The organism is Leifsonia sp. 563, from assembly GCF_040545055.1.
In the GTDB taxonomy this organism is placed as follows: domain Bacteria; phylum Actinomycetota; class Actinomycetes; order Actinomycetales; family Microbacteriaceae; genus Leifsonia.
Genome location: NZ_JBEPLE010000009.1, coordinates 19,117 through 44,069, shown reverse-complemented (window position 1 = coordinate 44,069; position 24,953 = coordinate 19,117). Strand labels below are relative to the sequence as shown.

Sequence of the window (24,953 nt, the reverse complement as noted above, 5' to 3'; positions counted from 1 at the left end):
GGACCCGTTCTCAGCGAACACCCGCCGGCCCCGCCGATTTCGCGGCGGCGGCCGACGGGATGCTAGCCTGGAGAACACCCTGGCCCCCATAGCTCAGGGGATAGAGCGTCTGCCTCCGGAGCAGAAGGCCGTAGGTTCAAATCCTACTGGGGGCACCATCCGACTCCTTCGGGATCGAGCCCGTTCCTAGACGGCGTCCAAGTCCGTCTCGAGCAGCTCCACGAGCTCGTCGAGGGCTCCCTCCGCGCCCGGTGCGTCCGAGCGCAGGGTGACGACCGTCCCCTTGCTTGCGGCGAGACCCATGAGCGAGAGGATGCTGCGCGCATCCAGCTCGGGTCCGTCGCCGACGGCGATCGTGACCGGGATGGCCTTCTCCTGCACCGACTGGACGAACAGCTTGGCGGGTCGGGCATGGAGTCCTGAGGAGCTGGCGATGGTGGCGTGACGTTCGGTCATGGGATGTGTCCTCGTTCTGAGTGTCGGATGGTTACGCGGCCACGGTCTCGCGGACCGGCTGCTCGGCGGTGGTGTCGGCCGGCGCCGACTCGACCCTGCGGCCGGGAGCGGTGAACCGCTTCAGAGCCGTCACGATCAGGGCGGTGGTGACCGTTCCGGCGACGAGAGCCAGCAGGAAGCCCCACAGCGGGTCGATCGCGAAGAAGACGAAAACGCCGCCGTGCGGGGCGCGCGACTCGACGGCGAAGGCCATCGCGAGGCCGCCGGCGACGGCTCCCCCGACGAGGTTCGCGGGGATGACGCGGAGCGGGTCCGCCGCGGCGAACGGGATGGCGCCCTCGGAGATGAACGAGGCGCCGAGCAGCCAGGCAGCCGCGCCGTTCTCGCGCTCCACCTCGGTGAAACCGCGCCGGTACAGGACGGTGGAGGCGAGAGCCATGCCCAGCGGCGGCACCATTCCGGCGATCATGACGGCGGCCATGACCTGGAAGCTGGCGTCCGTCTGCTGCGCCAGGCCGGCGACGGCGAACGCGTAGGCGACCTTGTTGACCGGTCCGCCGAGGTCGAAGCACATCATCAGTCCGAGGATGATGCCGAGCACGATCGCCCCGCCGCCGCTCAGACCGTTGAGGAAGCCGTTCAGCTGGGTCATCAGCCAGGCGATCGGGGCACCGAGGATGAGCAGCATCAACCCGGACGCGATGATGGACGCCCCGAGCGGGATGATCACCACCGGCATCAGGCCGCGCAGCCACCGCGGGACGGTGGGACGCCCGATCAGCCACGCCGCGAACCCGGCGAGCAGACCGCCGACCAGGCCGCCGAGGAACCCGGCGTTCATGAAGACGGCGATGGCGCCGGCGACGAAACCGGGAGCGATACCCGGCCGGTCGGCGATGGCGAAGGCGATGTATCCCGCCAGTGCAGGCACCAGGAAGCCCAGGCTCACGCTGCCGATCTCGAACGCGATCGCGCCGAGGTAGTAGCCGAGCCCCTCCGGCGGGAGGTTCCAGATCGCGAAGTGCTGCAGCGTGTACACGGCGTTGTTCACGCCGGAGTCGCCGTGCGCCAGCGCGATGCCGTACCCGCCGAGGAAGGGCAGGAAGCTGATGGCGACGAGAAGCCCGCCGCCCGCGACGAACGGGATCATGTAGCTGACGCCCGTGAGCAGGATGCGCTGGAGGTTGCGGCCCCACGACACGTTCTGGGACGGCGCGGACGATGCCCCGGACGTCGTGTTGGCGCCGGCCTGGACGCGGGCGCCGTTCGGGTCCTTCGCGACGGCGACCGCCTCCGCGACGAGGGCCGTGGGCTGCTCGATGCCGCGCTTGACCCCCGAGCGGACGACCGGCTTGCCGGCGAAGCGCGCCTCTTCGCGCACATCCACATCGTTGGCGAAGATGACCGCGTCGGCGGCATCGATCACACTCTGCGGGAGCGCCTGGTAACCGCTCGAACCCTGCGGTTCGACGACCAGGTCGACACCGGACTTCTTGCCGGCCGCGGTGAGCGCGTCGGCGGCCATGAACGTGTGGGCGATGCCGGTCGCGCAGGAGGTGACGGCGACGATCCGGGCCGGCCGGCCGTCGATGAGGAGGCCGTCGGCGACGGCGGCATCCGGGCGGGCCGCCTGCGGTGCGGCGGCGGGCGCCGCAACAGTGGCCTCCCCCTCGCCGATCGCCTCGTCGACGAGCGCGACGACGGCCTGCGGCGTCTTCGCGGCACGGAGACCGGCGGTGAACTCGTCCAGCATCAGGCTGCGGGCGAGCTTCGAGAGCACCGCGAGGTGCGTCTCCGCCGCGTCGGCGGGGGCGGCGATGAGGAAGACGAGGTCGGCCGGGCCGTCGGAGGCGCCGAAGTCGACGCCGGGCTTCAGCCGGGCGAACGCCAGGGACGGCACGGTCACGGCCGTGCTCTTCGCGTGCGGGATCGCGATGCCGCCCGGCAGCCCGGTCTCGTCCTTCTGCTCGCGCGCCCAGGCATCCTCGTAGAGGGCGTCGGCGTCCGTCGCCCGTCCCTGCGCGACGACGTGCGCGGCGAGCTCGCGGATCACCTCGCTCTTGTCCGCATGGCCGACGTCGAGCTCGACGAGTTCGGGGATGATGGTCTTCGATGACACGGTGTCCTCCAGGGTGGTTCGGGGTGACAGGTGGATGGGGTTCAGGGATGCAGCGCGGCGACGCGGATGTCGCCCGGCGGCAGGTCGAGGGGGCGTGGGGCCTGGGTGCCCGGCAGGGATGCGGCGGCCGAGCCGTAACGGACCGCGTTGACGAGCCGGTCCGCTGGGGCGGCGTCGGCGAGGTCGGCCAGCAGGTAGCCCGCGAGGGCGCTGTCGCCGGCACCGACCGTGCTCCGCACCCGGATGCGCGGCGCCTCGGCGACGAATGCGCCGTCGGCGGTGACGAGGACGGAACCCTGCGCGCCGAGCGTGATCAGCGCCGCGCCCACCGTCTCCGGGACGAGGGGGCCGGCTGCGGTGAGGACCGCGTCGACCAGCCCGTCCGGATCCGGCCGGCCCGTGCCCGTCAGCTCGGCGAGCTCCTGCTCGTTCGGCTTGATCAGGTCCGGTTGCCCGTCGAAGACGGCGGCACGCAGGGCGTCGCCCGACGTATCGACCGCGATCTTCGGTGCGTCGTCCCGCCAGCGATCACGGACCGCACGGATGACGGTCACGTAGAAGTCGTCCCCCGCACCGGGCGGGAGTGATCCGGCGAGCACGAGCCAGCGTGCGCCCGCGCACGCGTCGACGACGGCCGCGACGAGTGCCGCGCTCTCCGCGGGCTCGAGGATCGTGCCCGGCAGGTTGAGCTTGGTCGTGATGCCGGCCGGGTCGGTGATGGTGAGATTCGCGCGGGCGTGGCCGTGGATGGGGACGGGACGCGTGCGCACACCGGCCGACTGCAGCGCGACCCCGAACGGGTCGTCCGCGGCGAGCGGCAGGACGGCGAGAGCCGGGACGGCGGCCGCGGCGATCACCCGCGTGACATTGATGCCCTTGCCGCCCGCATCCTCCCGCGCCCCGACCGCACTCTGGACCTCGCCGGGCAGCAGCGGGGCGCCGAGCGTGACGGAGCGGTCGAGCGACGGGTTGGCGGTGAGCGTGACGATCATGCGGACCACACCTCGACATCCGCCGCGGCCAGCGCCTCGGCCAGGGCGCCCTCCGGCGCGACATCCGTCACGAGCAGGTCGATGGCGTCGAGCGGCGCGAAGGCGACGAGCGACTCCTGCTGGAACTTGCTGGAGTCGGCGACGACGACGACCCGGCGCGCAGCGCGGACGATGGCCTCCTTCACGGCGGCCTCCTCCGGGTCCGGCGTGCTCAGGCCGAAGCCGGCCGAGACGCCGTTGGCGCCGACGAACACGATGTCCGGGCGCAGCGAGTGGATGGACCGCACGGTCCCGGCGCCGACCGCGGCGGCGGTGACCCCGCGGATGCGCCCGCCGATCACGGTCAGCGACACGCGCTCGGTTCCGGCCAGCGCTGGCGCGACGGCCAGCGAGTGGGTCACGACCTCGGCCTCGCCGCGTGTGCCGGACAGCCGGTCGGGCAGGAGTTCGGCGACGGCGGCGGTGGTCGTGCCCGCGTCGAGGTAGAGGGAGCCGCGGAAGCCGTCTCCGAGGATGTCCAGCGCCCGCGCGGCGATGCGCTGCTTGGTGTCCGCCCGCAGCGCTGTGCGCTCTGAGACGGAGACCTCGGAGGTGCTGACGCGGTCGATCGCGACGGCTCCGCCATGCACCCGCCGGAGCGCACCGGACTGCTCGAGCGCGTCCAGGTCGCGGCGCACGGTCTCGGTCGTGACCCCGAATCGCTGGGCGAGGTCGACGACGGCGACGCGGCCGTCGTCGAGCAGCATCCGCTCGATCAGCCCCTGGCGCTCCATTGCGTACACGCGGTGTCCCTCCGTTGGTTTCCCACACGTTACAACACGTTCACAGAGAAAACAACATACAGATGTGGTTTTCTGTTGCCGTCGGCGGGCGGCCCGTAGAATCGACACTCCGATGGACTGCTCCTACTTCGACGCCGGCGTATGCCGCTCGTGCACGCTGATGGGCGTCCCGTACGCGGAGCAGCTCGACGGCAAGGACCGCCTGGCCCGCGACCTGCTCGCCCCCTACGGCGACGCCACCTGGCTCGCGCCGGTCGCGAGCGCCGAAGCGGGATACCGCAACAAGGCCAAGATGGTGATCGGCGGCTCCGTGGAGCAGCCGACCATCGGCATCCTCGACGAAGCCGGCCGCGGCGTCGACCTGCGCGAATGCGGCATCTGCTCCCCCGGCATCCGCGCTGCGCTGCCCGTGCTCGCGCGGTTCATCACGCGGCAGCGGCTGGAGCCGTACCGCGTCCCCGAGCGCCAGGGCGAGCTGAAGTACGTGCTCGTCACCGAGTCGCCGGACCACGAGCTCATGGTGCGCTTCGTCGCCCGCTCGGAGCAGACGGTCGCGCGCGTGCGCGCCGGTCTCGGCCGGCTGCTGGGCGACCTGCCGAACGCCCGCGTCGTCACGGTGAACGTGCAGCCCGAGCACAAGGCGGTCGTGGAGGGCGACACGGAGGTCGTGCTCACCCGGGAGTCCACCCTCACGATGCGTCTTGGACCCGTGTCGCTGCGCCTCCGGCCGCAGAGCTTCTTCCAGACCAACACCGACGTGGCCACCGCCCTCTACGGGCAGGTCGCCGCCTGGGTCGACGAGATCGGCCCGGCCTCGGTGTGGGACCTGTACTGCGGCGTCGGCGGGTTCGCCCTGCATGTCGCTGCTCCCGGACGCCGGGTGGTCGGCGTCGAGACCAGCCGGGAGGCCGTGCGCAGTGCCCGGGCGACGGCGGCCGCCGCCGGACTGCCGCAGGTGGCGTTCCGTGCCGGTGACGCGACGGCGTTCGCCGTGTCCGCAGCGGCGGCGCCGGAGCTCGTGATCGTGAATCCGCCGCGCCGCGGGATCGGAGCAGAGCTCGCCGGGTGGCTCGAGGGATCCGGAGTCGGCAGCGTCGTGTACTCCAGCTGCAACCCGAAGAGCCTCGCGCACGACCTCGCGCGCATGCCGTCGTACCGGGTCCGGGCCGGCCGGGTGCTCGACATGTTCCCGCAGACCGGGCACATGGAGGTGGCGGTGCTGCTCGAGCGCCGCTGAGCGACGCCTCCGCTCAGGCGTCCACGCGCTCAGGCGTCCGCGCGCTCAGGTGTCCTTCCGCTCAGGTGTCCTTGCGGATCCAGCGGAACGTGATCCGGCTCGCCAGCAGACCGACGACCAGCCACACCGAGAGCACGATCGCGATCCCGGCGAGCTGCCAGCTGCCTCCCGGCTCCCGCGCCTCGAAGCCCGGCGGCAGGAAGACGCTGCGCATCCCCTCGGCGATCCACTTCAGCGGGAACACGCTGGCCACGTTCTGCAGCCAGGTCGGCAGCACGTTGAAGGGGATGTAGACGCCGGAGATGAACTGCAGGATCAGGACGATCGGGATGATGACGGCCGTTGCACTCCGACCGGTGCGCGGAATGGAGGACAGCGCGATCCCGAGCACGGCGGACGTCACGATGCCGAGCAGGTAGATCCACGCGAACCGCAACCAGAGCTCGGCTTGGGTCGGGAGCGCGACGTCGAACGCGAACCGGGCGACCACGAGCAGCAGGCCGATCTGCAGCACGCTCGTCGCGAGCACCTGGCCCATCTTCCCGATGAAGTACGAGATCACCGGCAGCGGGGTGCCGCCGAGGCGCTTCAGGGTGCCGTCGCTCTTCTCCCCCGCGATGTCGACGGCCAGGTTCTGGACGCCGGAGAGCAGGATGCCCGCCGCGATCATGGCGGGCAGGTAGTAGGCGGCCTGGCTGATCCCTCCCGTGCCGTCCGGCGCCGCTCCGACGTCCCCCATCCCTTGGAACGCCACGGAGAAGATGCCGAGCATCACGACCGGGAACAGGAAGGTGAAGAAGATCGTGTCCGGCTGGCGGAAGTAGGTGATCGTCTCGTACCTGGCCCGCTCGATCCCCAGGCCGAGGGCGCTCACGACTCCGCTCCCGCCCGCTGGACGAGGTCGAGGTACACATCTTCCAGGCTCGGCCGGATGACCTCGAGGTCGGAGGGCTCGCCGCCGGTCTCCGCGGTCAGCCTCGCGACGACGGCCGCGGGCGTGTCGGTGCGTTCGGAGCGCGGGATGCCGTCCGCATCACGCCAGCGCACGATCGGGACGCGGGCCGCCGCTCCCCCGAGCTGGTGGATGGCGCCCATGTCGACGAGCCGTCCCTCGGCGATCACGGCCGCGCGGTCGCTCAGCTGGGCGGCCTCGTCGAGGTAGTGCGTGGTGAGCAGGATGGTGGTCCCCTCGCGTTTCAGCGAACGGATCAGCTCCCAGAACTGGTGCCGCGCCTCCGGGTCGAAACCGGTGGTGGGCTCGTCGAGGAACAGCAGCTCGGGCCGGCCGATGACGCCGAGCGCCACGTCGAGCCGCCTGCGCTGGCCGCCGGACAGGCTGCGGACGCGCGCCTTGGCCTTGTCGGAGAGCCCGACCGCCGCCATCACCTCGTCGACGTCGCGCGGCGTCGGGTAGAACCGTGCGAAGTGGGTGAGCTGTTCGCGGACGGTGACGTTCGTCGCCTCCGCGCCGGTCTGGAGGACGATTCCGAGTCGTGCTTTCCACTTCGTCCCGCCTCTGGCCGGGTCGACACCGAGGACGGACACGTCGCCCGACGACCGGTCACGGTATCCCTCGAGGATCTCGATCGTCGTACTCTTACCGGCGCCGTTCGGGCCGAGCAGGGCGAACGTCTCCCCCGCGTGGATGTCGAAGTCGATCCCCCGCACGGCGTCGAACGATCCGTAGGACTTCCGAAGTTCCCGGACCGTCACCGCGCTGTCGCTGCTCACGGCCTCAGTATGGCAACCGGCCGGTGGACGTGTGTCCACCGGCCGGTGATGTCGCTCAGATCGCTCGGATCGCTCAGATCGCTCGGATCGCTCAGCTCGCCGCGGTCTCGCGCTTCGGCAGCTTCCAGCCCGGGCGCACGAAGTGGCAGGTGTAGCCCCACGGGATGCGCTCCAGGTAGTCCTGGTGCTCCGGCTCGGCCTCCCAGAAGGGACCGGCGGCGGTCACCTCGGTGACGACCTTTCCGGGCCACAGCCCTGACGCGTCCACGTCGGCGATGGTGTCCTCGGCGACGCGGCGCTGCTCGTCGTTCTCGTAGAAGATCGCGGAACGGTAGCTGGTGCCGACGTCGTTGCCCTGGCGGTTCTTCGTCGACGGGTCGTGGATCTGGAAGAAGAACTCGAGCAGGTCGCGGTAGGTGGTCCGCTCCGGGTCGTACTCGATCTCGATCGCCTCGGCGTGGGAGCCGTGGTTGCGGTAGGTGGCGTTGGGGACGTCGCCCCCGGTGTAGCCGACGCGGGTGCTCGTCACGCCGGGGAGCTTGCGGATGAGGTCCTGCATGCCCCAGAAACATCCGCCGGCGAGGATGGCCTTCTCAGTCATTTTCTGTGTCCTTACTTCTCGAAGAGCTTCGTGTAGTCGCCGTAGCCGGCCGCGTCGAGCTCGGAGAGCGGGACGAAGCGGAGGGCGGCGGAGTTGATGCAGTAGCGCAGGCCGCCTGCCTCGGCGGGCCCGTCGTCGAACAGGTGACCCAGGTGGCTGTCGCCGTGGGCCGAGCGGACCTCGGTTCGCACCATCCCGTAGGTGCGGTCCACCTTCTCGACGATGTTCGCGGGCTCCACCGGAACGGTGAAGCTCGGCCATCCCGAGCGGCTGTCGTACTTGTTCACGGACGCGAACAGCGGCTCCCCCGACACGATGTCGACGTACAGCCCCTCCTCGTGGTTGTTCCAGAACTCGTTGCGGAAGGCGGGCTCGGTGGCGGCCTCCTGCGTGACCGCGTACTGGCGCGGCGTCAGCTGGGCGAGGGCATCCGGGTCCTTGCGGTAGTCCTGTGTCACGTTTCCTCCTCGTGCGGCGCGCTGGCTGCGGCGCCGTCAGTAGATGGAACACCCGAGCACTCCGGGATGGTCCCGCTGATCCTGTGAGTTCGCCGAGTGCGCGAAGGCCGAACGGAAAGGGGTAGACGCACGCCGATGCCGCCCCCTAGCCTGGCGGCGTTCCGAGAGCGTCACCCACCCGTTCACAGCACAGAGCGAAGGAACATCCATGCCGAATCCCACCATCGTCCTCGTCCACGGCGCCTGGGCGGACGCCTCCAGCTGGAACCCCGTCATCTCGGATCTCCGTGCGCGAGGATTCACCGTCTACGCGCCGCCGAACCTGCTCCGCGGGGTGACAGGGGATGCCGCCTACGTCGCCGCCTTCCTCGCGCAGCACACCGAGGGGCCGGTCGTCCTCGCCGGGCACTCGTACGGCGGCGCCGTCGTCAGCGGCGCCGGGCTGGGCGGCGGCGATGTGCGGGCCCTCGTCTATGTGGATGCGTTCATCCCCGACGAGGGAGAGAACGTCGTCGGTCTGCTCGCCGGCTCCGGGTCCGCCCTCGACGTCCCCGACCCGACGACGGTGCTCGACATCGTCGGCTACCCCGGGGCGCCGGAAGGCGATGCGGACGCGTACCTGAAGGCATCGACGGTCCGCGATTTCTTCGCCCAGGACCTCTCCGAGACCGACCAGGACCTGATCGCCGCCGGTCAGCGGCCGATCGCGCTCGCCGCCAACGTCATCGCGGCCGGCCCTCCCGCGTGGCAGAACCTCCCCGTCTGGTCCGTCGTCGGCACCGAGGACCGCATCATCCCTCCAGCGCTCCAGCGGCGGATGTCCGAGCGCGCGCAGGCGACGATCGTGGAGACGGCCGCAGGGCACGTGTCGATGCTGGCCGCCCCGGATGTCGTGACCGGCACGATCGTCGCGGCGGCCGAGTCCCTCTCCTGAGTCACGGGCGGGCCTCGTGGCCCGGTTCGCCGTGGGTGCGCCGCTGCTCCTTGAGCTCCGCCTCGTAGAGGTGGCGGCGGCCCCCGGCGAGCCGGTCCCGCGCCTCGCGCTCGAGGTCGCGGAAGAGGGCGTAGTAGCCGTCGTCGTAGTCCTCGACGATCTGGAACGTCCACCGTCCCTCGATGACGTTCCGGCCGAGCAGCTCGCGCTCGATGCGGTCGGCGAGGTCGGCGTGGCCTGCGTCACGCAGCTTCTCCACGGCCTCGCCGAGCGTGAAGTCGGCCTTCCCGGTCAGGCGGTGGAAACCGTAGAGGAGTCCGCGCGCATGCTCGACCACCTCGAGCGCCTCGCTGAGGCTGCCGAGCGCCTCCACCGTCGCGTCGTCCAGCCCCTCGGGTCGCGTGTGCTGTTCGTCCGGTCCGTCGGTCATCGGTTCTCCTCGTCTCTCGGGCTCGCCACCTCGGCGGCCGCGGCGGTGCGGTCGGCGTCGGCGTCGAGGTCGCCGTCGCTGTCCCGGATGATCGGGATGGCATCGGTGAACTGCTGCGCGCGCTGCTCGTTCTCAGGTGTACCGCTGAACAGGCGGCCCTCCTCCTCGCTGCGGGCGCGCGCCGGCCGGTCGCGCGGCTCCGGCGGCTCGACGAGCTCCACCCGCTGTCGCGGGAGCGACGCGGGCGAGTACCGCTGCATCCAGTCGATCAGCCGCTCGCGGACCAGGCAGCGCAGGTCGAACAGCGTCGGTGCGTCCTTCGCGGTGACGAGCACCCGAACGCGCACCCACCCTCCGATGGCGTCGGTGACCTGGAGGATGCCGGTGCGGTGGTCCCACAGATCCGTGGTGGCGAGGATGCGGTTGAGCTCCGCGCGCATCCCGCCGGTCGAGACCCGCCAATCGAGGTCGAACTCGATCGAGCCGAGCAGCTCGCTGTGCTGGCGCGTCCAGTTCTCGAACGGCTTCGTCGTGAAGTAGGTGGATGGGAGCACGAGTCGGCGGTCGTCCCAGACGTGCACGACGACATAGGTGAGCGTGATCTCCTCGATGGTGCCCCACTGCTGCTCCACCACGACGACATCGTCGATGCGGATGGCGTCGGAGAACGCGAGCTGGATGCCGGCGAACAGGTTCGCGAGGCTCGACTGGGCGGCCACACCGGCGATGATCCCGATGACGCCTGCGGAGGCCAGCAGGCTCGCGCCCGCCGCCTGCAGCGCGGGGAACGTCAGCAGCACGGCTCCCAGGCCGATGACGACCGCCGCCACGATGGTGAGCCGCCGCAGGATGAGCACCTGGGTGCGCACGCGCCGCGCGTAGCGGTTGTCCGGCACGTCGAGCCGGTAGCGCGCGAGCCCGAGGTCCTCCACGAAGACGACGAAGGCGGCGACGAACCAGACGCCGGTGGCGATGCTCAGGATGAGGAACGTGTGATTGATGCCGCTCCGCCAGGCCGCCGTGACCTCCGGCGGCATGCTGACGGCCACCGCGATCCACAGCACGATCACGACGAGGAACAGCCGGAACGGCACGCGGACGTGGCGGATCAGCAGCTCGGGCCACTGCCTCCTCCGGCCGATCAGACGCAGCACCACCGCCAGGATGGCCGTGACGGCGACCGCGACGACGACGGCCAGGAGGCAGGCGACGGCGAGGCCGGGCCAGCTGTGGAGGGGGAACACGGGTGGGAGGACTCCTCGGGGTCGAATTCGCGAAGGAGTGTACGCGCGCACCGCCGGAGGGTCGACCCGCCCTCGCAAGCGCGGGGCCAGCGGACTAGCCTGGCCATTCGGGCGACGTCCGCCGATCGGCGACGCAGGACGCGTAAAGGAGCGGGAATGGCAGCGACACGGACACTCTTCATCGGCGGGACGGGCGTCATCAGCTCGGCGTGCGTGGCGGAGGCCCTCGAGCAGGGCCACGAGGTCACGGTGGTGAACCGCGGGAACAGCTCGACCCGTCCCCTCCCCGACGGCGTCGAGGTGCTGCACGCCGATATCCGCGACCCGGAGAGCGTGCACCGCGCGCTGGGCGAGCGGAGCTTCGATGTCGCCGCCGAGTTCCTCGCCTTCACGCCCGAGCACATCACGACCGACTTCGACCTGTTCGAGGGCCGGGTCGGGCAGTACGTCTTCATCAGTTCCGCCTCCGCCTACCAGAAGCCGCCGTCGCGCGTGCCGGTGACCGAGTCCACCGCGCTGCGCAACCCGTTCTGGCAGTATTCGCGCGACAAGATCGCCTGTGAGGATGCGCTGATGGAGGCGTACCGCGACCGCGGCTTCCCCGTCACGATCGTGCGGCCGTCGCACACCTACGACCGCACGATGATCCCGACGTCCGGTCACTGGACCGACCTCGAGCGGATGCGCCGAGGCGCCCCCGTCGTCGTGCACGGCGACGGGACGAGCCGGTGGACGATCACGCACAACACCGACTTCGCGGTGGGGTTCGTCGGACTGCTCGGCCGTCCGGAGGCCGTCGGAGACGCCTTCCACATCACCGGCGACGAGGCCCCGACGTGGGATCAGATCTACTGCTACCTGGCGGAGGCGCTCGGCGTCGAGGCCGAACTCGTGCACGTGTCGAGCGAGTCGATCGCCGCCGTCATCCCCGAGGTCGGCCCCGGCCTCCTCGGCGATAAGGCGCACTCGATGCACTTCGACAACAGCAAGATCAAGGCGATGGTTCCCGGGTTCCGTGCGCGGGTGCCGTTCGCCCGCGGTGCCGGGGAGATCGTGGAGTGGTACCTCGCCGACCAGGAGCGGCAGCGTGTCGATCCCGACCTGGATGCCGCGTTCGACCGCCTCGTGGAGCACGCCCGCGCGCTCGGCTGAGCACGCGGGCGCGCTGCGTCACTTGGTGTAGCCGCTGCCGGAGGTCGGCGTGGACGACGAGGAGGTGATCTTCGTGCCGTCCGGTGCGACGACCCACCAGATGCCGCCGAAGCCCTGGCCGGTGACGTCGCCGGCCGAGGAGTCGCCGGCGTAGGTGTACAGCGGGTGCCCATCGAGGGTGACCTGCTTCTTGCCGTCGACGCCGGTGATCGTGCCGACCGTGCCGGTGACGCCCTGCACGGTCGGGTGGTCGCTCCCGGCCTCGATGGCCGGCCACTGGGTGGCGCACTGCCCGGAGCAGACGCTCATCCCGGAACCGGCGGTGTCCTTGTCGAAGACGTAGGCGGTGAGGCCCTTCCCGTCGACGACCACGGTGCCGAGCGTGGTCGAGCCGGTCTTCAGGGCGGTCGCGCCGGCCAAAGAGGCGCCGGACGACGTGGACGTCGACGGACTGGACGAGACGGGCGCCGAGTATCCCCCGCCTCCCGTGGTCGAGCAGGCGGCGAGCGCCAGGAGGACGGCGGCGGCTCCGGCCGCCAGTGCCGCGAAGCGCGTGGGTGAGGTGATGTTTCTCATGAGCGGATGCTCCCTTCCACCCATGGCACGCTGCCCGAAGGGCGGATGGTTCACTTCCTGAGAGGACCATCAGGCGCTCATCTGGAAACAGGAGCTTTACTATAAAGAAACTTTCCTGATACATTTCCGCGAGAGCATCGTTCCAACGAAGGGATGAGGATGACCGGACCGGTTCGGGGCACCCCCGGGTGGCTGCGCGAGACCAACGATCGCACCGCCCTGTCGTTGCTGCTGCAGCACGGCGTCCTCACCCGCAACCGCATCGGCGAGCTCTCCGGGCTCTCCAAGCCGACCGCCGCGCAGATGGTCGCGCGGCTCGAGACGGCGGGCCTCATCCACGTCGTCGGGGAGGTCTCCGGCGGCCGCGGACCGAACGCCGCCAGCTACGCGGTGCGGACGGACCGGATGCTCGCCGTGGCCATCGACATCGACGCCGAGGCCCTGCACTCGACCGTCGTCGACGCCTCCGGCTCGGAGCAGCCCATCGCCGTCACGCCCCTCGCCGGGCGCTCCCCCGAAGAGGATGTGCGCGCGGCCATCGAGGTGGCCTGCGAAGTGGCCGGCGCCGATCCGCAGCAGGTGCGCTCCGTCTGCATCGGTGTGCAGGGCGCGCTCGACCCGCGCACCGACGAGCTGACCTACATCGAGACGCTCCCCGGCTGGCCCAAGCAGGGCATCGGCCGCCGGCTGCGCGACGCCCTCGGCATCGAGGTACGCATCGACAACGACGTGAACCTGGCCGCGCTCGCCGAGCGCACCGACGGCGCCGGGCGCGACACGGGCGGCTTCGCGCTGCTCTGGATGGGCGACGGCCTCGGGCTGTCGGTCGACCAGGGCGGCAGCGTCCACCGCGGAGCGTCCGGGGGCGCCGGCGAGATCGGCTACCTGCCCATCCCCCGCTCCGCCGCGGAGCTCGACCCCGAGGCAGGCGACCTGCAGGACCTCATCGGAGGCCCGGCGGTCGCCCGGCTCGCGGCCCGCCACGGGGTCTCCAGCGACGGCGCCTTCGCCGCCGACCCGGACGCACGCGATGCGTTCCTCGGCGAGCTGGCGCGCCGGGTCGCCGTCGGCGTCGTCCCCGTCCTCGCCCTCCTCGACCCGGAGCTGGTCGTGCTGGGCGGCCCCACCGGCTTGGCGGGCGGCGACCGGCTCGCCGAACTCGTCACCTCCGAACTCCGCCCCGCCTGGGGCGAACGCAGCGTCGTCGCGACCGGCGTCGACGCCCACCCGGTGCTCCGCGGAGCCAGGGAGCACCTCATCGGCGAGGTGCGCGACGCGCTCTTCGCCGAAGTGTCGCGGATCGCACCGTAGCGACCCGCGACCGCACCACCGCATCCACCCGCACCACCCCATCCACCCACATCCCGCACCACCACACCTGCACCCACCGACAGTGAGGGAGCCACCCGTGAAACACCGCCATCTCATCGCCGCGGCAGCGGTCACCGCCGCCGCCGCGCTCGCCCTCTCCGGCTGCTCCGGCGGCGGAGGCGGCACAGACTTCGCCGCCAGCACCCCGAAGGACCTCAGCGGCACCGTGTCGTTCTGGCACTTCTTCTCCGACCGCGAGGCGAAGGTCATCCAGTCCGTCGTCGACGACTTCGAGAAGAAGTACCCGAAGATCAAGGTCGACGTCCACTCCGGCCAGGACGACGAGAAGCTCCAGAAGGCCATCGCCACCGGCAGCAAGGTCGACGTCGGCCTCTCGTACTCCACCGACATCGTCGGGAACTTCTGCTCGAACGGCGCCTTCCGCAGCCTCAACAAGGTGATCGAGCGCGACGGCGTCGACATGAGCCAGTTCTCCGACACCGTGAAGTCGTACACCGAGTTCAAGGGCACCCGCTGCGCGATGCCGATGCTCGCCGACGTCTACGGCCTCTACTACAACACCGACCTGCTGAAGGCGGCCGGCTACACCGCGCCGCCGAAGACGCTCAGCGAGCTGGAGTCGATGGCCGAGAAGCTGACGACCTTCAACCCGGACGGCTCCATCAAGACCCTCGGCTTCAACCCGACCATGGGCTGGTACGAGAACTCGGCCGCCCACGTCGGTCCCGCCGCCGACGCGAAGTGGCTGAAGTCCGACGGCACCAGTGCGGTCGGCTCCAGCGAGGGCTGGAAGGAGCTGATGACCTGGCAGAAGAAGTTCGTCGACACCATCGGCTGGGACAAGCTCAACGCCTTCACCTCCGGGCTCGGTCAGGAGTTCTCGGCCGACAACGCGTTCCAGACCGGGCAGGTCGCGATGAACCTCGACGGCGAGTACCGCACGGCGTTCATCGACGACCAGGCGAAGGACCTCCACTACGGCACCGCGCCCTTCCCGACCGCCGATGACCAGACGCAGCTGTACGGCGGCGGCTACATCACCGGCAACATCATCGGCATCTCCAAGGGGTCGAAGCAGCCCGAGCTCGCCTGGGCGCTGCTGCGCTACCTGACCACCGACACGGACGCCGTCGTGAAGCTCGCCAACGGCCTCAAGAACGTGCCGACGACGAAGGACGCGCTCGCCTCGCCGAAGCTGGAGGTCTCGGAGCAGTTCAAGACGTTCCTCGACATCGCGTCGAACAAGAACGTCCAGACCACGCCGCCGAGCCCGCTCGGCCCCGGCTACCAGCAGTCGCTGCAGGACTGGTGGAACAAGTACCAGAGCCAGGGCGGCGACCTCGACGCCGGACTGAAGTCGGTCGACAAGCAGATCAACGACGCGCTCGCGCTGAGCACCGGACCGTGAGCCGGACGCCATGACCGCGACCGCAGAACGCGTGGGGCGGGCCACCGCCCGCCCCACGCGCCGCTCCCCGGCCCGCCGCAAGCGCTCCCTGGTGACGCTGGCGCTGCTGGCGCCGGCCCTCCTCGGGCTGCTGATCTTCTTCGTCTACCCGCTGATCGCCTCCGTCTACTACTCGTTCACCCGGTTCGACCTCGTGTCGCCGCCGCAGTGGATCGGCCTGCGCAACTACCAGTACCTGTTCACGCAGGACCCGAACGTCTGGCTGGCGACCCTCAACACGCTGTGGTTCGTCGTGATCTGGGTGCCGGTCAAGACGGCGTTCGCGCTCATCGTCGCCGGGCTCCTCGCCCGGGCGCGCCGCGCATCAGGCTTCTGGCGGACGGTGTTCTACCTGCCCGCCCTGGTGCCGCCGGTCGCGAGCGTGGTCGCGTTCGTCTTCCTCTTCAACCCGGGCACCGGACCGGTGAACCACATCCTCGGCTTCTTCGGCATCCAGGGACCGCTGTGGTTCAACGACCCGGCCTGGTCGAAGCCCTCCCTCGTGCTGCTCGGCATCTGGGTCATGGGCGACGTGATGATCATCTTCCTCGCCGCCCTGCTGGATGTGCCCCGCGAGCAGTACGAGGCGGCGTCGCTCGACGGCGCCAACGGCGTCCAGAAGGTGCGCTACGTGACCATGCCGTCGATCGCCCCCGTGCTGCTCTTCGCCGTCGTGACCGGCGTCATCGCGGCCATCCAGTACTTCACCGAGGCGGCCGTGGCCTCCTCGGTGGCGTCGGGCAAGGCCGTGGTAGGGCAGGGCATCAGCTCCAACCTCGGCTACCCGGACGGCTCGCTCCTCACGTACACGCAGTGGCTGTACGTCCGCGGCTTCGGCACCTACCAGCTCGGCTACGCCTCCGCCCTCGCGGTGCTGCTGTTCGTGGTGGCCGCGGTCATCCTCGTCCTGCTGCTCCGCCGCTTCAAGGCGTTCACCCCGGAAGGCGCGCAATGACCTCGGCAACCCTCACCCCCGGCACGGCGACGACGGACCGTCCCGCCCTGCCGCCCCGGCGCATCCCGACCCCGCGGTCCGCCCGCGCCCGGCGCATCCTCTCCTGGATCGCCGAGCACGCGGTGCTCGTCGTGCTCGCGGTGCTGTTCATCGCGCCGGTGATCTTCGTGTTCCTCACCTCGCTGATGTCGAGCGAGCAGACCCTGACCGCATCGCTCTGGCCGCAGCCGTTCCACTGGGACAACTACGTCAAGGTGTTCACAACGGTGCCGCTCGCGCAGTGGTTCGCCAACTCCGCGATGTACGCGGTGCTGGCGACGGCCTTCATGCTGCTCTCGAGCGTTCCGGCCGCGTACGCGCTCGCCAAGATCCGGTTCCGCGGCTCCGGCGTGCTGTTCACCGTGATCATCATCGCCATGCTGCTGCCGCCCCAGGTGACGGCCATCCCGATCTACGTGATGTGGTCGCAACTGGGACTCACCGGGACGCTGTGGCCGCTCATCCTGCCGAACCTGCTCGGCGATGCGTTCTCGATCTTCCTGCTCCGGCAGTTCTTCCTCACCATCCCGAGCGAATACGCCGACGCGGCGCGGATCGACGGCAACGGCGAGTTCGGGGTGCTCTGGCGGGTGGTGCTCCCGATGGCGAAGCCGGGAATCGCGGCCACCGCGATCTTCCTGTTCTTCGCCTCCTGGAACGACTACTACGGGCCGCTCCTGTACACCTCCGAGAACCCGGCCGCGTGGCCGGTCGCCTACGGTCTGGCGTCGTTCCGCGGCGTCCACGGCACCGACTGGGGGCTCACCATGGCCATGACGATGCTCGTCACCGTCCCAGTCGTCCTCATCTTCTTCTTCGCCCAACGCGTCTTCGTGGAGGGCATCACACTCACCGGCGTGAAGGGATAAACACGTGAAACTGACGGTCGTCGGAGGCGGCTCCACCTACACCCCCGAGCTCATCGACGGGTTCGCGCGGCTGCGCGACCTGCTCCCGATCGAGGAGCTCTGGCTGGTCGACCCCGATCCGGAGCGCCTGCGCCTGGTCGGCGGGATGAGCCAGCGGATGTTCCGCGCCGCTGGCCACCCGGGTCGCGTCGTGCCCACCTCGGACCTGATCGCGGGCGTCTCGGACGCGGACGTCGTCCTCATCCAGCTGCGGGTCGGCGGTCAGGCGGCGCGCCACGGCGACGAGACCTGGCCGCACGAGTGCGGCTGCATCGGTCAGGAGACGACCGGCCCCGGCGGCTTCGCCAAGGCGCTGCGGACGGTGCCGGTCGTGCTGCGCGTGGCCGACGCGGTCCGCACGCACGCAAAGCCGGGCGCCTGGATCGTCGACTTCACCAACCCCGTCGGCATCGTGACGCGCGCGCTGCTGCAGGAGGGCCACCGCGCGGTCGGGCTCTGCAACGTCGCCATCGGCTTCCAGCGGCGGTTCGCCGGGATGCTCGGCGTCGCCCCGGCACAGGTGCAGCTCGGCCACGTCGGGCTGAACCACCTGACGTGGGAGCGCTCCGCCCTCGTCACCGACGACTCCGGCACGCGCGACGCCCTCCCCGAGCTGCTCGGCACCCGGCTGGAGCAGCTCGCCGAGGAGGTCGAGCTCCCCGCGTCCCTGATCCGGCTGCTCGGCGACGTGCCCAGCTACTACCTGCGCTACTACTACGCCCACGACGAGGTCCTCCGCGAGCAGCTCGACTCCCCCACCCGCGCCGAGGCGGTGCAGCGCGTCGAGCGCGAGCTGCTGGAGCTGTACGGCGACCCGGCGGTCGACACCAAGCCCGAGCAGCTCTCGCAGCGCGGCGGCGCGTTCTACTCCGAGGCGGCGGTCGACCTGATCGCCTCGCTCACCGGCGACCGAGGCGACGTGCAGGTCGTGAACCTGCGCAACGACGGAGCGCTTCCGTTCCTCCCCGACGACCATGTGATCGAAGTGTCGGCGACAGTGGATGCGCGGGGCGTCACCGCGCTCCCGATCGACCCGCTGCCCGCCGACCACGCCGGGCTGATCTCCCACGTCGCAGGCTACGAGCGGCTCGCGCTCGACGCCGCGGTGCACGGCGGACGCGACCGCGTGCTGCGGGCCATGCTCGCGCATCCCCTCGTCGGTCAGTACGATCGGGCCGAGCGACTGACCGACCTGCTGATCGCTCACAACCGCGACCACCTGGAGTGGGCCAAGTGACCGACGACAACGCGCCCATCGCGCCGCTTGTGATCGCCGTCGACGGCGGCGGATCGAAGACGGACGCGGTGGCACTGGAGCTCGACGGCACGGTCGTCGCCGAGGCCAGGGGCACCACCTCCAGCCCGCACCTGATCGGAATGCGCGGCTCGGCCGACCTCGTCTCGGCACTGATCGGCCGCCTGCTGGAGCAGACCGGTCCGCGTCCGATCGCCGCCGCCAACCTGTACCTCTCGGGCCTCGACCTGCCCACCGAGATCGACGACTTCCGGGCGAGCATCGCGGGGACGCCGTGGGCGGCGGCGACGGTCGACAACGACCTGTTCGCCCTGCTCCGGGCGGGAACCGACGAGCCGGACGCGGTCGCCGTGGTCTGCGGCACGGGCATCAACTGCGTCGGCGTCCGCGCCGACGGCGCCGTCGTCCGCTACCCGTCGCTCGGGACCATCTCGGGCGACTGGGGCGGCGGCTGGCACCTCGGCGAGCGCGCGCTCTGGCATGCGGCACGCGCCGTCGACGGCCGCGGTCCGGCGACGGCGCTCGCCAGGGCGGTCCCCGCGGCGTTCGGGCTGGACAGCGTCCAGGCGGTCATCGAAGCGCTGCACTTCGGCCGCCTCCCGAACCGCGACCTCGCGCTGCTCGCACCGACCGTGTTCGCGAGCGCGCGCGCCGGGGACGCCATAGCGGCGGCGCTGATCGACGAGCAGGCGGAGGAGATCGCCACCTTCGCGGTGACGACGCTGCGCCGGCTCGACCTGCTCGACCAGCCGGTCCCCGTCGTCCTCGGCGGAGGCGTGATCGGCGGGCGCGACGAACGGCTGCTCGGCACCATCGAACGGCTGCTCGCCGAGCGGGCGCCGGCAGCGCGGATGGAGCTCGTCACCGCCGCGCCCATCCTCGGCGCCGCCCTCCTGGCACTGGAGTCGGCCGGAGCAGACCCGGCCGCGCTGGACGCTGCCCGACGCACTCTGGAGGAGCGACCCGCCGCGGTGGTTCAATAGCCGCACGGACCACGATCACGACTTGGAGCGGGCGCGGATGGTCGAGCAGCAGCTCGTCCCGCGCGGGATCGAGGACCAGCGCGTCCTCGATGCGATGCGACGTGTGCCCCGGCACCTGTTCGTGGAGCCGTCGGCCGAGCCCTACGCGTACGAAGACCATCCGATGCCCATCGGCGATGGCCAGACGATCTCGCAGCCGTACATCGTCGCGCTGATGCTGCAGGCGGCGCGGATCGGCCCGGAGGACGTCGTGCTCGATGTCGGAACCGGCTCGGGATACGCGGCAGCCGTCGCCTCTCTGCTCGCGCATCGCGTGGTCAGCATCGAGCGGCATCCTGGGCTGGCGGTGGGGGCTGGGGCGACGCTGGACGCACTCGGCTACCGGGTGGAGGTGGTGACCGGCGACGGCACGCTGGGCTGGCCGTCCGGCGCTCCGTACGACGTGATCCTGGCGGCCGCGACAGGTCCAGCCGTGCCCGGCGCCTGGCGGGCGCAGCTCGCGCCGGGCGGACGCGTGGTCATGCCGGTCGGTCGTCCCGGAGGCGCGCAGCACCTGGCCGCGTTCACGCGCGGCGACGACGGGTCGCTGCACGAGACGAATCTCGGTGGTGTGGCGTTCGTGCCCCTGCTGGGCGAGCAGGGGTGGCCGGTGCGGCCGTCCCGGGAGTGAGTACCGCTCAGGCCGCGACGACCTCGCGGGCCGGGACGGCGACCCTCAGCGCTCGGAGCAGCGCGGCCAGCTGCCCGGCCGGGGCGGCGATGTCCTCGGGGTGCCACTGCACCGCGAGGAGCGGGGCGTCGGCGTGCTCGATGGCCTCGACGTGGCCGTCGTGCGACCGGGCGGTGACGACGAGGTCGGCGCCGAGCGCATCCACCGCCTGATGGTGGGCGCTGCGCACCTCGAGCGACCCCGCTCCGAGGAGATCGGACGCGCGGCTGCCCGCCTCGACCTGCACGGTGTGCGTGGTGAGCACCTGCGGGATGGGGACGCCGCGGTTCACGTGCGCGCACTCCTCGCCGAGATCCTGGACGAGCGTGCCGCCCAGCGCGACGTTCACGATCTGGAGCCCGCGGCAGATGCCGAGGAGCGGAGTGCCGCGCACCAGGGCGGCGTGCACCAGCGCGATCTGCGCGGCGTCCGCCGCCGGCAGGTGCCGTGACTCGTTGGGGTAGCCCGTCCGGCCGCCGTAGAAGTCGGGATGGATGTCCTCGCCGCCGACGATGACGACGGCGTCGGCCGGCTCGGTCTCGGCGAGCAGCGCGTCGGCGCCGCGGTCCGCCGCGAGCCGGTCGACCCTCCAGCCTTGCGCCTCGGCCTCGGCGATGACGTTGCCGACGAGCAGCTGGACGTAGTCGTGATAGGCCGGATCATGGCCGCGGAAGCGCGTGGCCTCGACGACGGCGATGGTCGGCTGCTCGGACATGATCCCATCCCACCAGCAGGGTCCGCCGAGCGCACGGGTGGCCGTAACAGGCCGAAACAGTGACACTGTCGGAGAGCACCAATAGACTCGGCTGCGTATCAGCCGGACCCGAGAGAGTGGGTGGATGCGCTTGCGACGTCTGCTGACCGGAGCCCTGCTGGCGCTCGGACTCGTAGCAGGGCCGACGCTGCTCACGGCCTCGCCGGCCTCCGCACAGGACCCGGTCGATCTCGGTCCCAGCCACGTCGTCGATCAGGCGCAGGTGCTCAGCGGATCGGACGAGTCGACGATCACGGCGGCCGCGAAGAAGCTCTACGACGATCACCGCATCGACCTCTACGTCGTCTACGTCGACCGGTTCACCGATCCGACCGAGGCCGCCGACTGGGCCAACGAGACGGCCGCGCGCAACGGACTCGGGCAGCGCGACTACCTGCTCGCGGTCTCCACCGAGGGCCGCACCTACTACCTGTCGGGCGACGACAACGGCCCGGTGAGCGCCGACCAGCTCGACTCCATCGAGCGCAACGACATCGAACCGAAGCTGCACGACGGCGACTGGGCCGGGGCGGCCGTCGCCGCGGCGAACGGGCTCGGCGACGCCGTCGGCGGAGGTGGTGGCGGCGCCGTGTTCTTCTGGGTGTTCCTCATCGGCGTGCTGATCGTCGGCCTCGTCGTGTTCCTACTGGTCCGCTCACGCGGTTCCCGCAAGAAGAAGGCCGCCGCGGGGCCGACGACGCCGCAGAGCGAGTTGCAGACCATCTCCCTCCCCGACCTCGAACGGCGAGCCGGGTCCGCGCTGGTGCAGACCGACGACGCCATCCGTACGAGCGAGGAGGAGCTCGGCTTCGCCACCGCACAGTACGGGGCGGATGCGGTGGTGCCGTTCCAGTCCGCCCTCGACACGGCGAAGGGGCAGCTGCGCGAGGCGTTCACGCTCAAGCAGCGGCTCGACGACGCGGAGCCTGACACCGACGAGCAGCGCCGCGAGTGGAACATCCGGATCGTCCAGCTCTGCGCCACCGCCAACCAGGCACTGGATGCGCAGGCCGACGCCTTCGACGAACTGCGGGCGATCGAGAAGCGCATCCCCGAGGCGAGTGCCGAGATCGCCACCCAGGCCGCGACCCTCCGGCAGCGTCTCGCGGCGACGCGCGGCACGCTCGACGGACTGGCGCAGCAGTACACCGATGCCTCCCTCGGGACCGTCCACGACAACATCGACCAGGCGACGCAGCGCCTCGACTTCACCGACACCGCGCTGGCGGGCGCCGCGCAGAAGGCGGCGGCCGGCGATGCGGGCGCCGCGGCGGTGGGCGTTCGCGCCGCCGAGGAGTCGGCGGACCAGGCGGGACTGCTGCTCGACGCGGTCGACCGGCTCGGCTCCGACCTGGCCGCCGCGCAGCAGTCGCTCGACGGCACCCTCGCCGAGTTGCGGAGCGACCTGGCGGAGGCGCGCGCGCTCGCCGCCTCCAGCGACCCCGGCGGCGCCATCGCCGCGGCGGTCGCCGGCACGGAGCAGACCGTGACCGACGTGCAGACGGCCCTCTCCGCCGGACGCGTCAACCCTCTCGAACTGGCCCAGCGGCTCGACGCCGCCAACCGATCCATCGACGGGGTACTGCAGGGCGTCCGCGACGCCCGCGCGCAGGCGCAGCGCGCCCAGTCGGCACTCCAGCAGACCCTGATGACCGCCAAGGCCCGCGTGTCGGCGTGCGAGGACTTCATCACCGCCCGGCGCGGAGCCGTCGGCGCCGAGGCGCGCACCCGGCTGGCGGAGGCTGCCCGGCTCGTGGTCCAGGCCGAGCAGACCGCGGCGACCGACGCCGTGTCCGCCCTGGCCCAGGCCCAGCGCGCGGCGGAGCTCGCCGACCAAGCGACACAGCTCGCCCAGCAGGACGTGGGCGGATTCCAGCCGGACCTCGGCGGGATGGGCGGAGCAGGCGGCGGCCTCGGCGACATCTTCGGCGGCGGTACCTCCGGGCGCGGCGGCGGGAGCGGCACGATGGGCGCCATCCTCGGCGGCATCCTCATCGACTCGGTCCTGCGCGGCGGGATGGGCGGCGGCGGAGGCAACTGGGGCGGCGGCGGTTTCGGCGGCGGAGGTTTCGGCGGAGGCGGCAGCCGCACCCGGAGCGGCGGCGGCGGCTTCAGCGCAGGAAGCTTCGGCGGCGGGGGCACCCGCAGCCGGCGTGGCGGCGGACGGTTCTGAACCGCCGGACACATCTCACAAGCGCCCAACGGGGGCGGGAGCGAAAGGAAGAGCACATGGCGAAGCAATCCATCTTCGGACGGATCTCGCAACTGTTGCGAGCGAACATCAACGCCCTCCTCGATCAGGCGGAGGACCCGGAAAAGATGCTGGACCAGATGGTCCGCGACTTCACCAACAGCATCGCCGACGCCGAGAGCGCCATCGCCGAGACGATCGGCAACCTGCGACTGCTCGAAGACGACCACCGCGAAGACGTGGAGGCCGCGGCCGAGTGGGGCGACAAGGCGCTCGCCGCCAGCCGTCAGGCCGACCAGTACCGCTCCTCGGGCGACACCGCGAACGCCGACAAGTTCGACAACCTCGCCAAGGTCGCGCTGCAGCGGCAGATCTCGTCGGAGAACGAGGCGAAGGCCGCCGAGCCGCAGATCGCCGCGCAGACCGAGGTGGTCGAGAAGCTCAAGACCGGGCTCAACGCCATGAAGGAGAAGCTGGAGCAGCTGAAGAGCAAGCGCTCCGAGCTGATCGCCCGCGCCAAGAGCGCGCAGGCGCAGGCGCAGGTGATCGATGCGGTGAAGAGCGTCGACATCATGGACCCGACCAGCGAGGTCTCCCGCTTCGAAGAGAAGATCCGCCGGGAGGAGGCCAAGGTGCGGGGCGCGCAGGAGCTCGCCGCATCCAGCCTCGACTCGCAGTTCGAGCAGCTCGACGACCTCGGCGAGATGACCGAGGTCGAGGCACGGCTCGCCGCGCTCAAGTCCGGCGGAGGGTCGCAGGGGGCCGTGACCTCGGGCGCCCAGGGGTGAGCGGCGCGTCCTTCCTCGTCGTCCCGCAGTGGCAGGGGTCTGGCTCGTCGCGGGCCATGCGCCTGATCGACGGTGCCGACGCCATCCGCGGCGACCTGCCGGGCACCCGCACCCACCAGGTGCCGGTGCCCGCCGCCGCGGGCGAGTCGCTCGGAAGCGGGGTCAACCGGTTCTCGTCCCTCGCGGCCGTCCGCGAGGCGACGCTGGCCGAGCTCGCGCTGCTCGAGGCGCCGGTGGTCACGGTCGGCGGCGACTGCGGTGCGGAGCTCGCGCCCATCCAGCACGCGGTCGCCGCGCATCCCGCCGGGTCGGTGGCGGTCGTGTGGTTCGACGCCCACGGCGACCTCAACGATGTCGACTCCTCGCCGTCCGGCGCCTTCCACGGGATGGTGCTGCGCGCGCTGCTCGGCGACGGACCGGACGGGCTCGCCTCGACTGGACCGGAGGTCCTCGCTCCCGCTCAGCTGATCCTCGCGGGAGTCCGGGCGCTTGACGACGGCGAGTCGGCCTTCGTGGACCATGCCGGCATCCGCGTCGTCGCACCCGGCGAGCTGGATGCCCCGGAGGCGATCGTGAACGCGGTGGCGGCCACCGGCGCGACGTCGGTGTACCTCCACATCGACCTCGACGTGCTCGACCCGTCCACCATCGACGGGATCGGCTACCCGGAGCCGTTCGGCGTGCTCCCGGAGCGGCTCACCGAGGCGATCCGCGCACTCCGCCGGCGGTTCGAGCTCGCGGGCGCGGGCCTCATGGAGTTCGCGCCGGAGAACCCGGACGCCGCAGCTCACGACCTCCCGGTCATCCTCCGCATCCTCGGTGCGCTGACCGGCCCGACCGCGTCGCAGGCCGCGGCCGGCTCCGACGGAGCGCGGTAGCT

The 24,953-nt window shown here is 71.2% G+C and carries 25 protein-coding genes and 1 tRNA gene; 14 read left to right on the top strand and 12 right to left on the bottom strand.

Annotation, left to right across the window (positions count from 1 at the left end):
* Positions 1-82: 82 nt before the first annotated feature.
* Positions 83-158, top strand: a tRNA-Arg gene (locus tag ABIC47_RS19235).
* A gap of 28 nt (positions 159-186) precedes the next feature.
* Here the strand turns inward: ABIC47_RS19235 and ABIC47_RS19230 are convergent.
* Genes ABIC47_RS19230 through ABIC47_RS19215 form a run of 4 tightly spaced genes read right to left on the bottom strand, consistent with a single transcriptional unit; the run spans position 187 to position 4,349 of the window.
* On the bottom strand, positions 187-456 hold the full coding sequence (locus ABIC47_RS19230; RefSeq protein ID WP_018190327.1) for an HPr family phosphocarrier protein: 270 nt from the start codon (positions 454-456) through the stop codon (positions 187-189).
* A 31-nt stretch (positions 457-487) separates the two neighbouring features.
* Positions 488-2,575 (bottom strand): PTS fructose transporter subunit IIABC, encoded by a 2,088-nt coding sequence (locus tag ABIC47_RS19225; protein WP_354483162.1) that lies wholly within the window; start codon positions 2,573-2,575, stop codon positions 488-490.
* Between the two features lie 41 nt (positions 2,576-2,616).
* On the bottom strand, positions 2,617-3,567 hold the full coding sequence (locus ABIC47_RS19220; protein ID WP_354483159.1) for a hexose kinase: 951 nt from the start codon (positions 3,565-3,567) through the stop codon (positions 2,617-2,619).
* Positions 3,564-4,349, bottom strand: a complete 786-nt coding sequence (locus tag ABIC47_RS19215) for a DeoR/GlpR family DNA-binding transcription regulator (protein ID WP_231918894.1) — start codon at positions 4,347-4,349, stop codon at positions 3,564-3,566. Before ABIC47_RS19215 ends, ABIC47_RS19220 begins: the two co-directional genes overlap by 4 nt.
* Before the next feature lie 112 nt (positions 4,350-4,461).
* Between ABIC47_RS19215 and rlmC the strand changes: the two genes are divergently transcribed.
* Positions 4,462-5,586: a 23S rRNA (uracil(747)-C(5))-methyltransferase RlmC gene (gene rlmC / locus ABIC47_RS19210; RefSeq protein WP_354483156.1), complete on the top strand. Its 1,125-nt coding sequence runs from the start codon at positions 4,462-4,464 to the stop codon at positions 5,584-5,586.
* A 61-nt stretch (positions 5,587-5,647) separates the two neighbouring features.
* Here the strand turns inward: rlmC and ABIC47_RS19205 are convergent, their stop codons facing one another.
* From ABIC47_RS19205 to msrB, 4 genes are all read right to left on the bottom strand, one after another.
* Positions 5,648-6,460 (bottom strand): ABC transporter permease, encoded by an 813-nt coding sequence (locus ABIC47_RS19205; protein WP_354483153.1) that lies wholly within the window; start codon positions 6,458-6,460, stop codon positions 5,648-5,650.
* A complete protein-coding gene (locus ABIC47_RS19200; protein WP_354483150.1) occupies positions 6,457-7,317 on the bottom strand; it encodes an ABC transporter ATP-binding protein in 861 nt (286 codons plus the stop codon). Before ABIC47_RS19200 ends, ABIC47_RS19205 begins: the two co-directional genes overlap by 4 nt.
* Before the next feature lie 91 nt (positions 7,318-7,408).
* On the bottom strand, positions 7,409-7,918 hold the full coding sequence (gene msrA / locus ABIC47_RS19195) for a peptide-methionine (S)-S-oxide reductase MsrA (RefSeq protein WP_089875181.1): 510 nt from the start codon (positions 7,916-7,918) through the stop codon (positions 7,409-7,411).
* 11 nt (positions 7,919-7,929) lie between these two features.
* Complete coding sequence (gene msrB, locus ABIC47_RS19190) at positions 7,930-8,376, bottom strand: peptide-methionine (R)-S-oxide reductase MsrB (RefSeq protein ID WP_354483147.1); 447 nt, start codon at positions 8,374-8,376, stop codon at positions 7,930-7,932.
* 208 nt (positions 8,377-8,584) lie between these two features.
* Here msrB and ABIC47_RS19185 point away from each other — a divergent pair, with 208 nt between their 5' ends.
* The gene (locus tag ABIC47_RS19185; protein ID WP_354483144.1) at positions 8,585-9,310 is read left to right on the top strand and encodes an alpha/beta fold hydrolase; all 726 of its coding nucleotides are present in this window, start codon (positions 8,585-8,587) and stop codon (positions 9,308-9,310) included.
* A 1-nt stretch (position 9,311) separates the two neighbouring features.
* Here ABIC47_RS19185 and ABIC47_RS19180 read toward each other — a convergent pair whose 3' ends face one another.
* Both ABIC47_RS19180 and ABIC47_RS19175 read right to left on the bottom strand, forming a co-directional pair.
* Positions 9,312-9,740 (bottom strand): hypothetical protein, encoded by a 429-nt coding sequence (locus ABIC47_RS19180; protein WP_354483142.1) that lies wholly within the window; start codon positions 9,738-9,740, stop codon positions 9,312-9,314.
* Entirely contained in the window at positions 9,737-10,984 is a 1,248-nt protein-coding gene (locus ABIC47_RS19175) for a mechanosensitive ion channel family protein (RefSeq protein ID WP_354483139.1), read from the bottom strand. Before ABIC47_RS19175 ends, ABIC47_RS19180 begins: the two co-directional genes overlap by 4 nt.
* Before the next feature lie 156 nt (positions 10,985-11,140).
* On the opposite strand from ABIC47_RS19175, the gene ABIC47_RS19170 reads away from it, so the two are divergent.
* Positions 11,141-12,136 carry an SDR family oxidoreductase gene (locus ABIC47_RS19170; RefSeq protein WP_018190315.1) on the top strand — a complete coding sequence of 332 codons (996 nt, stop codon included), beginning with the start codon at positions 11,141-11,143 and terminating at the stop codon, positions 12,134-12,136.
* Between the two features lie 18 nt (positions 12,137-12,154).
* On the opposite strand, the gene ABIC47_RS19165 is transcribed toward ABIC47_RS19170, so the two are convergent.
* Positions 12,155-12,712 (bottom strand): COG4315 family predicted lipoprotein, encoded by a 558-nt coding sequence (locus ABIC47_RS19165; RefSeq protein ID WP_354483137.1) that lies wholly within the window; start codon positions 12,710-12,712, stop codon positions 12,155-12,157.
* A gap of 159 nt (positions 12,713-12,871) precedes the next feature.
* On the opposite strand from ABIC47_RS19165, the gene ABIC47_RS19160 reads away from it, so the two are divergent.
* From ABIC47_RS19160 to ABIC47_RS19130, 7 genes are all read left to right on the top strand, one after another.
* Complete coding sequence (locus tag ABIC47_RS19160; RefSeq protein WP_354483135.1) at positions 12,872-14,023, top strand: ROK family transcriptional regulator; 1,152 nt, start codon at positions 12,872-12,874, stop codon at positions 14,021-14,023.
* Between the two features lie 97 nt (positions 14,024-14,120).
* A complete protein-coding gene (locus ABIC47_RS19155; protein ID WP_018190312.1) occupies positions 14,121-15,452 on the top strand; it encodes an ABC transporter substrate-binding protein in 1,332 nt (443 codons plus the stop codon).
* 10 nt (positions 15,453-15,462) lie between these two features.
* A complete protein-coding gene (locus tag ABIC47_RS19150; protein WP_018190311.1) occupies positions 15,463-16,446 on the top strand; it encodes a carbohydrate ABC transporter permease in 984 nt (327 codons plus the stop codon).
* Complete coding sequence (locus ABIC47_RS19145; RefSeq protein ID WP_018190310.1) at positions 16,443-17,354, top strand: carbohydrate ABC transporter permease; 912 nt, start codon at positions 16,443-16,445, stop codon at positions 17,352-17,354. The genes ABIC47_RS19150 and ABIC47_RS19145 overlap by 4 nt, the downstream gene beginning before the upstream one ends.
* Positions 17,355-17,358: 4 nt before the next feature.
* Entirely contained in the window at positions 17,359-18,630 is a 1,272-nt protein-coding gene (locus tag ABIC47_RS19140; RefSeq protein WP_354483131.1) for a 6-phospho-beta-glucosidase, read from the top strand.
* Complete coding sequence (locus ABIC47_RS19135; RefSeq protein ID WP_354483128.1) at positions 18,627-19,631, top strand: N-acetylglucosamine kinase; 1,005 nt, start codon at positions 18,627-18,629, stop codon at positions 19,629-19,631. The genes ABIC47_RS19140 and ABIC47_RS19135 overlap by 4 nt, the downstream gene beginning before the upstream one ends.
* 37 nt (positions 19,632-19,668) lie before the next feature.
* Entirely contained in the window at positions 19,669-20,301 is a 633-nt protein-coding gene (locus ABIC47_RS19130) for a protein-L-isoaspartate(D-aspartate) O-methyltransferase (protein WP_354483126.1), read from the top strand.
* Positions 20,302-20,308: 7 nt separating this feature from the next.
* Here ABIC47_RS19130 and ABIC47_RS19125 read toward each other — a convergent pair whose 3' ends face one another.
* Positions 20,309-21,055 (bottom strand): gamma-glutamyl-gamma-aminobutyrate hydrolase family protein, encoded by a 747-nt coding sequence (locus ABIC47_RS19125; protein ID WP_354483123.1) that lies wholly within the window; start codon positions 21,053-21,055, stop codon positions 20,309-20,311.
* A gap of 124 nt (positions 21,056-21,179) precedes the next feature.
* On the opposite strand from ABIC47_RS19125, the gene ABIC47_RS19120 reads away from it, so the two are divergent.
* From ABIC47_RS19120 to ABIC47_RS19110, 3 genes are read left to right on the top strand one after another with little or no spacing between them, the layout of a single operon-like run.
* On the top strand, positions 21,180-23,267 hold the full coding sequence (locus tag ABIC47_RS19120; protein WP_354483120.1) for a TPM domain-containing protein: 2,088 nt from the start codon (positions 21,180-21,182) through the stop codon (positions 23,265-23,267).
* A 56-nt stretch (positions 23,268-23,323) separates the two neighbouring features.
* The gene (locus tag ABIC47_RS19115; RefSeq protein ID WP_089875162.1) at positions 23,324-24,073 is read left to right on the top strand and encodes a PspA/IM30 family protein; all 750 of its coding nucleotides are present in this window, start codon (positions 23,324-23,326) and stop codon (positions 24,071-24,073) included.
* On the top strand, positions 24,070-24,951 hold the full coding sequence (locus ABIC47_RS19110; RefSeq protein WP_354483117.1) for an arginase family protein: 882 nt from the start codon (positions 24,070-24,072) through the stop codon (positions 24,949-24,951). The genes ABIC47_RS19115 and ABIC47_RS19110 overlap by 4 nt, the downstream gene beginning before the upstream one ends.
* The last annotated feature ends 2 nt before the right edge of the window (positions 24,952-24,953 follow it).

Coding starts and splice junctions, on each gene's coding strand:
- rlmC (WP_354483156.1), top strand. CDS start 4,462: ATGGACTGCTCCTACTTCGACGCCGGCGTATGCCGCTCGTGCACGCTG.
- ABIC47_RS19180 (WP_354483142.1), bottom strand. CDS start 9,740: ATGACCGACGGACCGGACGAACAGCACACGCGACCCGAGGGGCTGGAC.
- ABIC47_RS19120 (WP_354483120.1), top strand. CDS start 21,180: ATGCGCTTGCGACGTCTGCTGACCGGAGCCCTGCTGGCGCTCGGACTC.
- ABIC47_RS19150 (WP_018190311.1), top strand. CDS start 15,463: ATGACCGCGACCGCAGAACGCGTGGGGCGGGCCACCGCCCGCCCCACG.
- ABIC47_RS19115 (WP_089875162.1), top strand. CDS start 23,324: ATGGCGAAGCAATCCATCTTCGGACGGATCTCGCAACTGTTGCGAGCG.
- ABIC47_RS19130 (WP_354483126.1), top strand. CDS start 19,669: ATGGTCGAGCAGCAGCTCGTCCCGCGCGGGATCGAGGACCAGCGCGTC.
- ABIC47_RS19230 (WP_018190327.1), bottom strand. CDS start 456: ATGACCGAACGTCACGCCACCATCGCCAGCTCCTCAGGACTCCATGCC.
- ABIC47_RS19220 (WP_354483159.1), bottom strand. CDS start 3,567: ATGATCGTCACGCTCACCGCCAACCCGTCGCTCGACCGCTCCGTCACG.
- ABIC47_RS19125 (WP_354483123.1), bottom strand. CDS start 21,055: ATGTCCGAGCAGCCGACCATCGCCGTCGTCGAGGCCACGCGCTTCCGC.
- ABIC47_RS19185 (WP_354483144.1), top strand. CDS start 8,585: ATGCCGAATCCCACCATCGTCCTCGTCCACGGCGCCTGGGCGGACGCC.
- ABIC47_RS19165 (WP_354483137.1), bottom strand. CDS start 12,712: ATGAGAAACATCACCTCACCCACGCGCTTCGCGGCACTGGCGGCCGGA.
- ABIC47_RS19170 (WP_018190315.1), top strand. CDS start 11,141: ATGGCAGCGACACGGACACTCTTCATCGGCGGGACGGGCGTCATCAGC.
- msrA (WP_089875181.1), bottom strand. CDS start 7,918: ATGACTGAGAAGGCCATCCTCGCCGGCGGATGTTTCTGGGGCATGCAG.
- ABIC47_RS19160 (WP_354483135.1), top strand. CDS start 12,872: ATGACCGGACCGGTTCGGGGCACCCCCGGGTGGCTGCGCGAGACCAAC.
- ABIC47_RS19145 (WP_018190310.1), top strand. CDS start 16,443: ATGACCTCGGCAACCCTCACCCCCGGCACGGCGACGACGGACCGTCCC.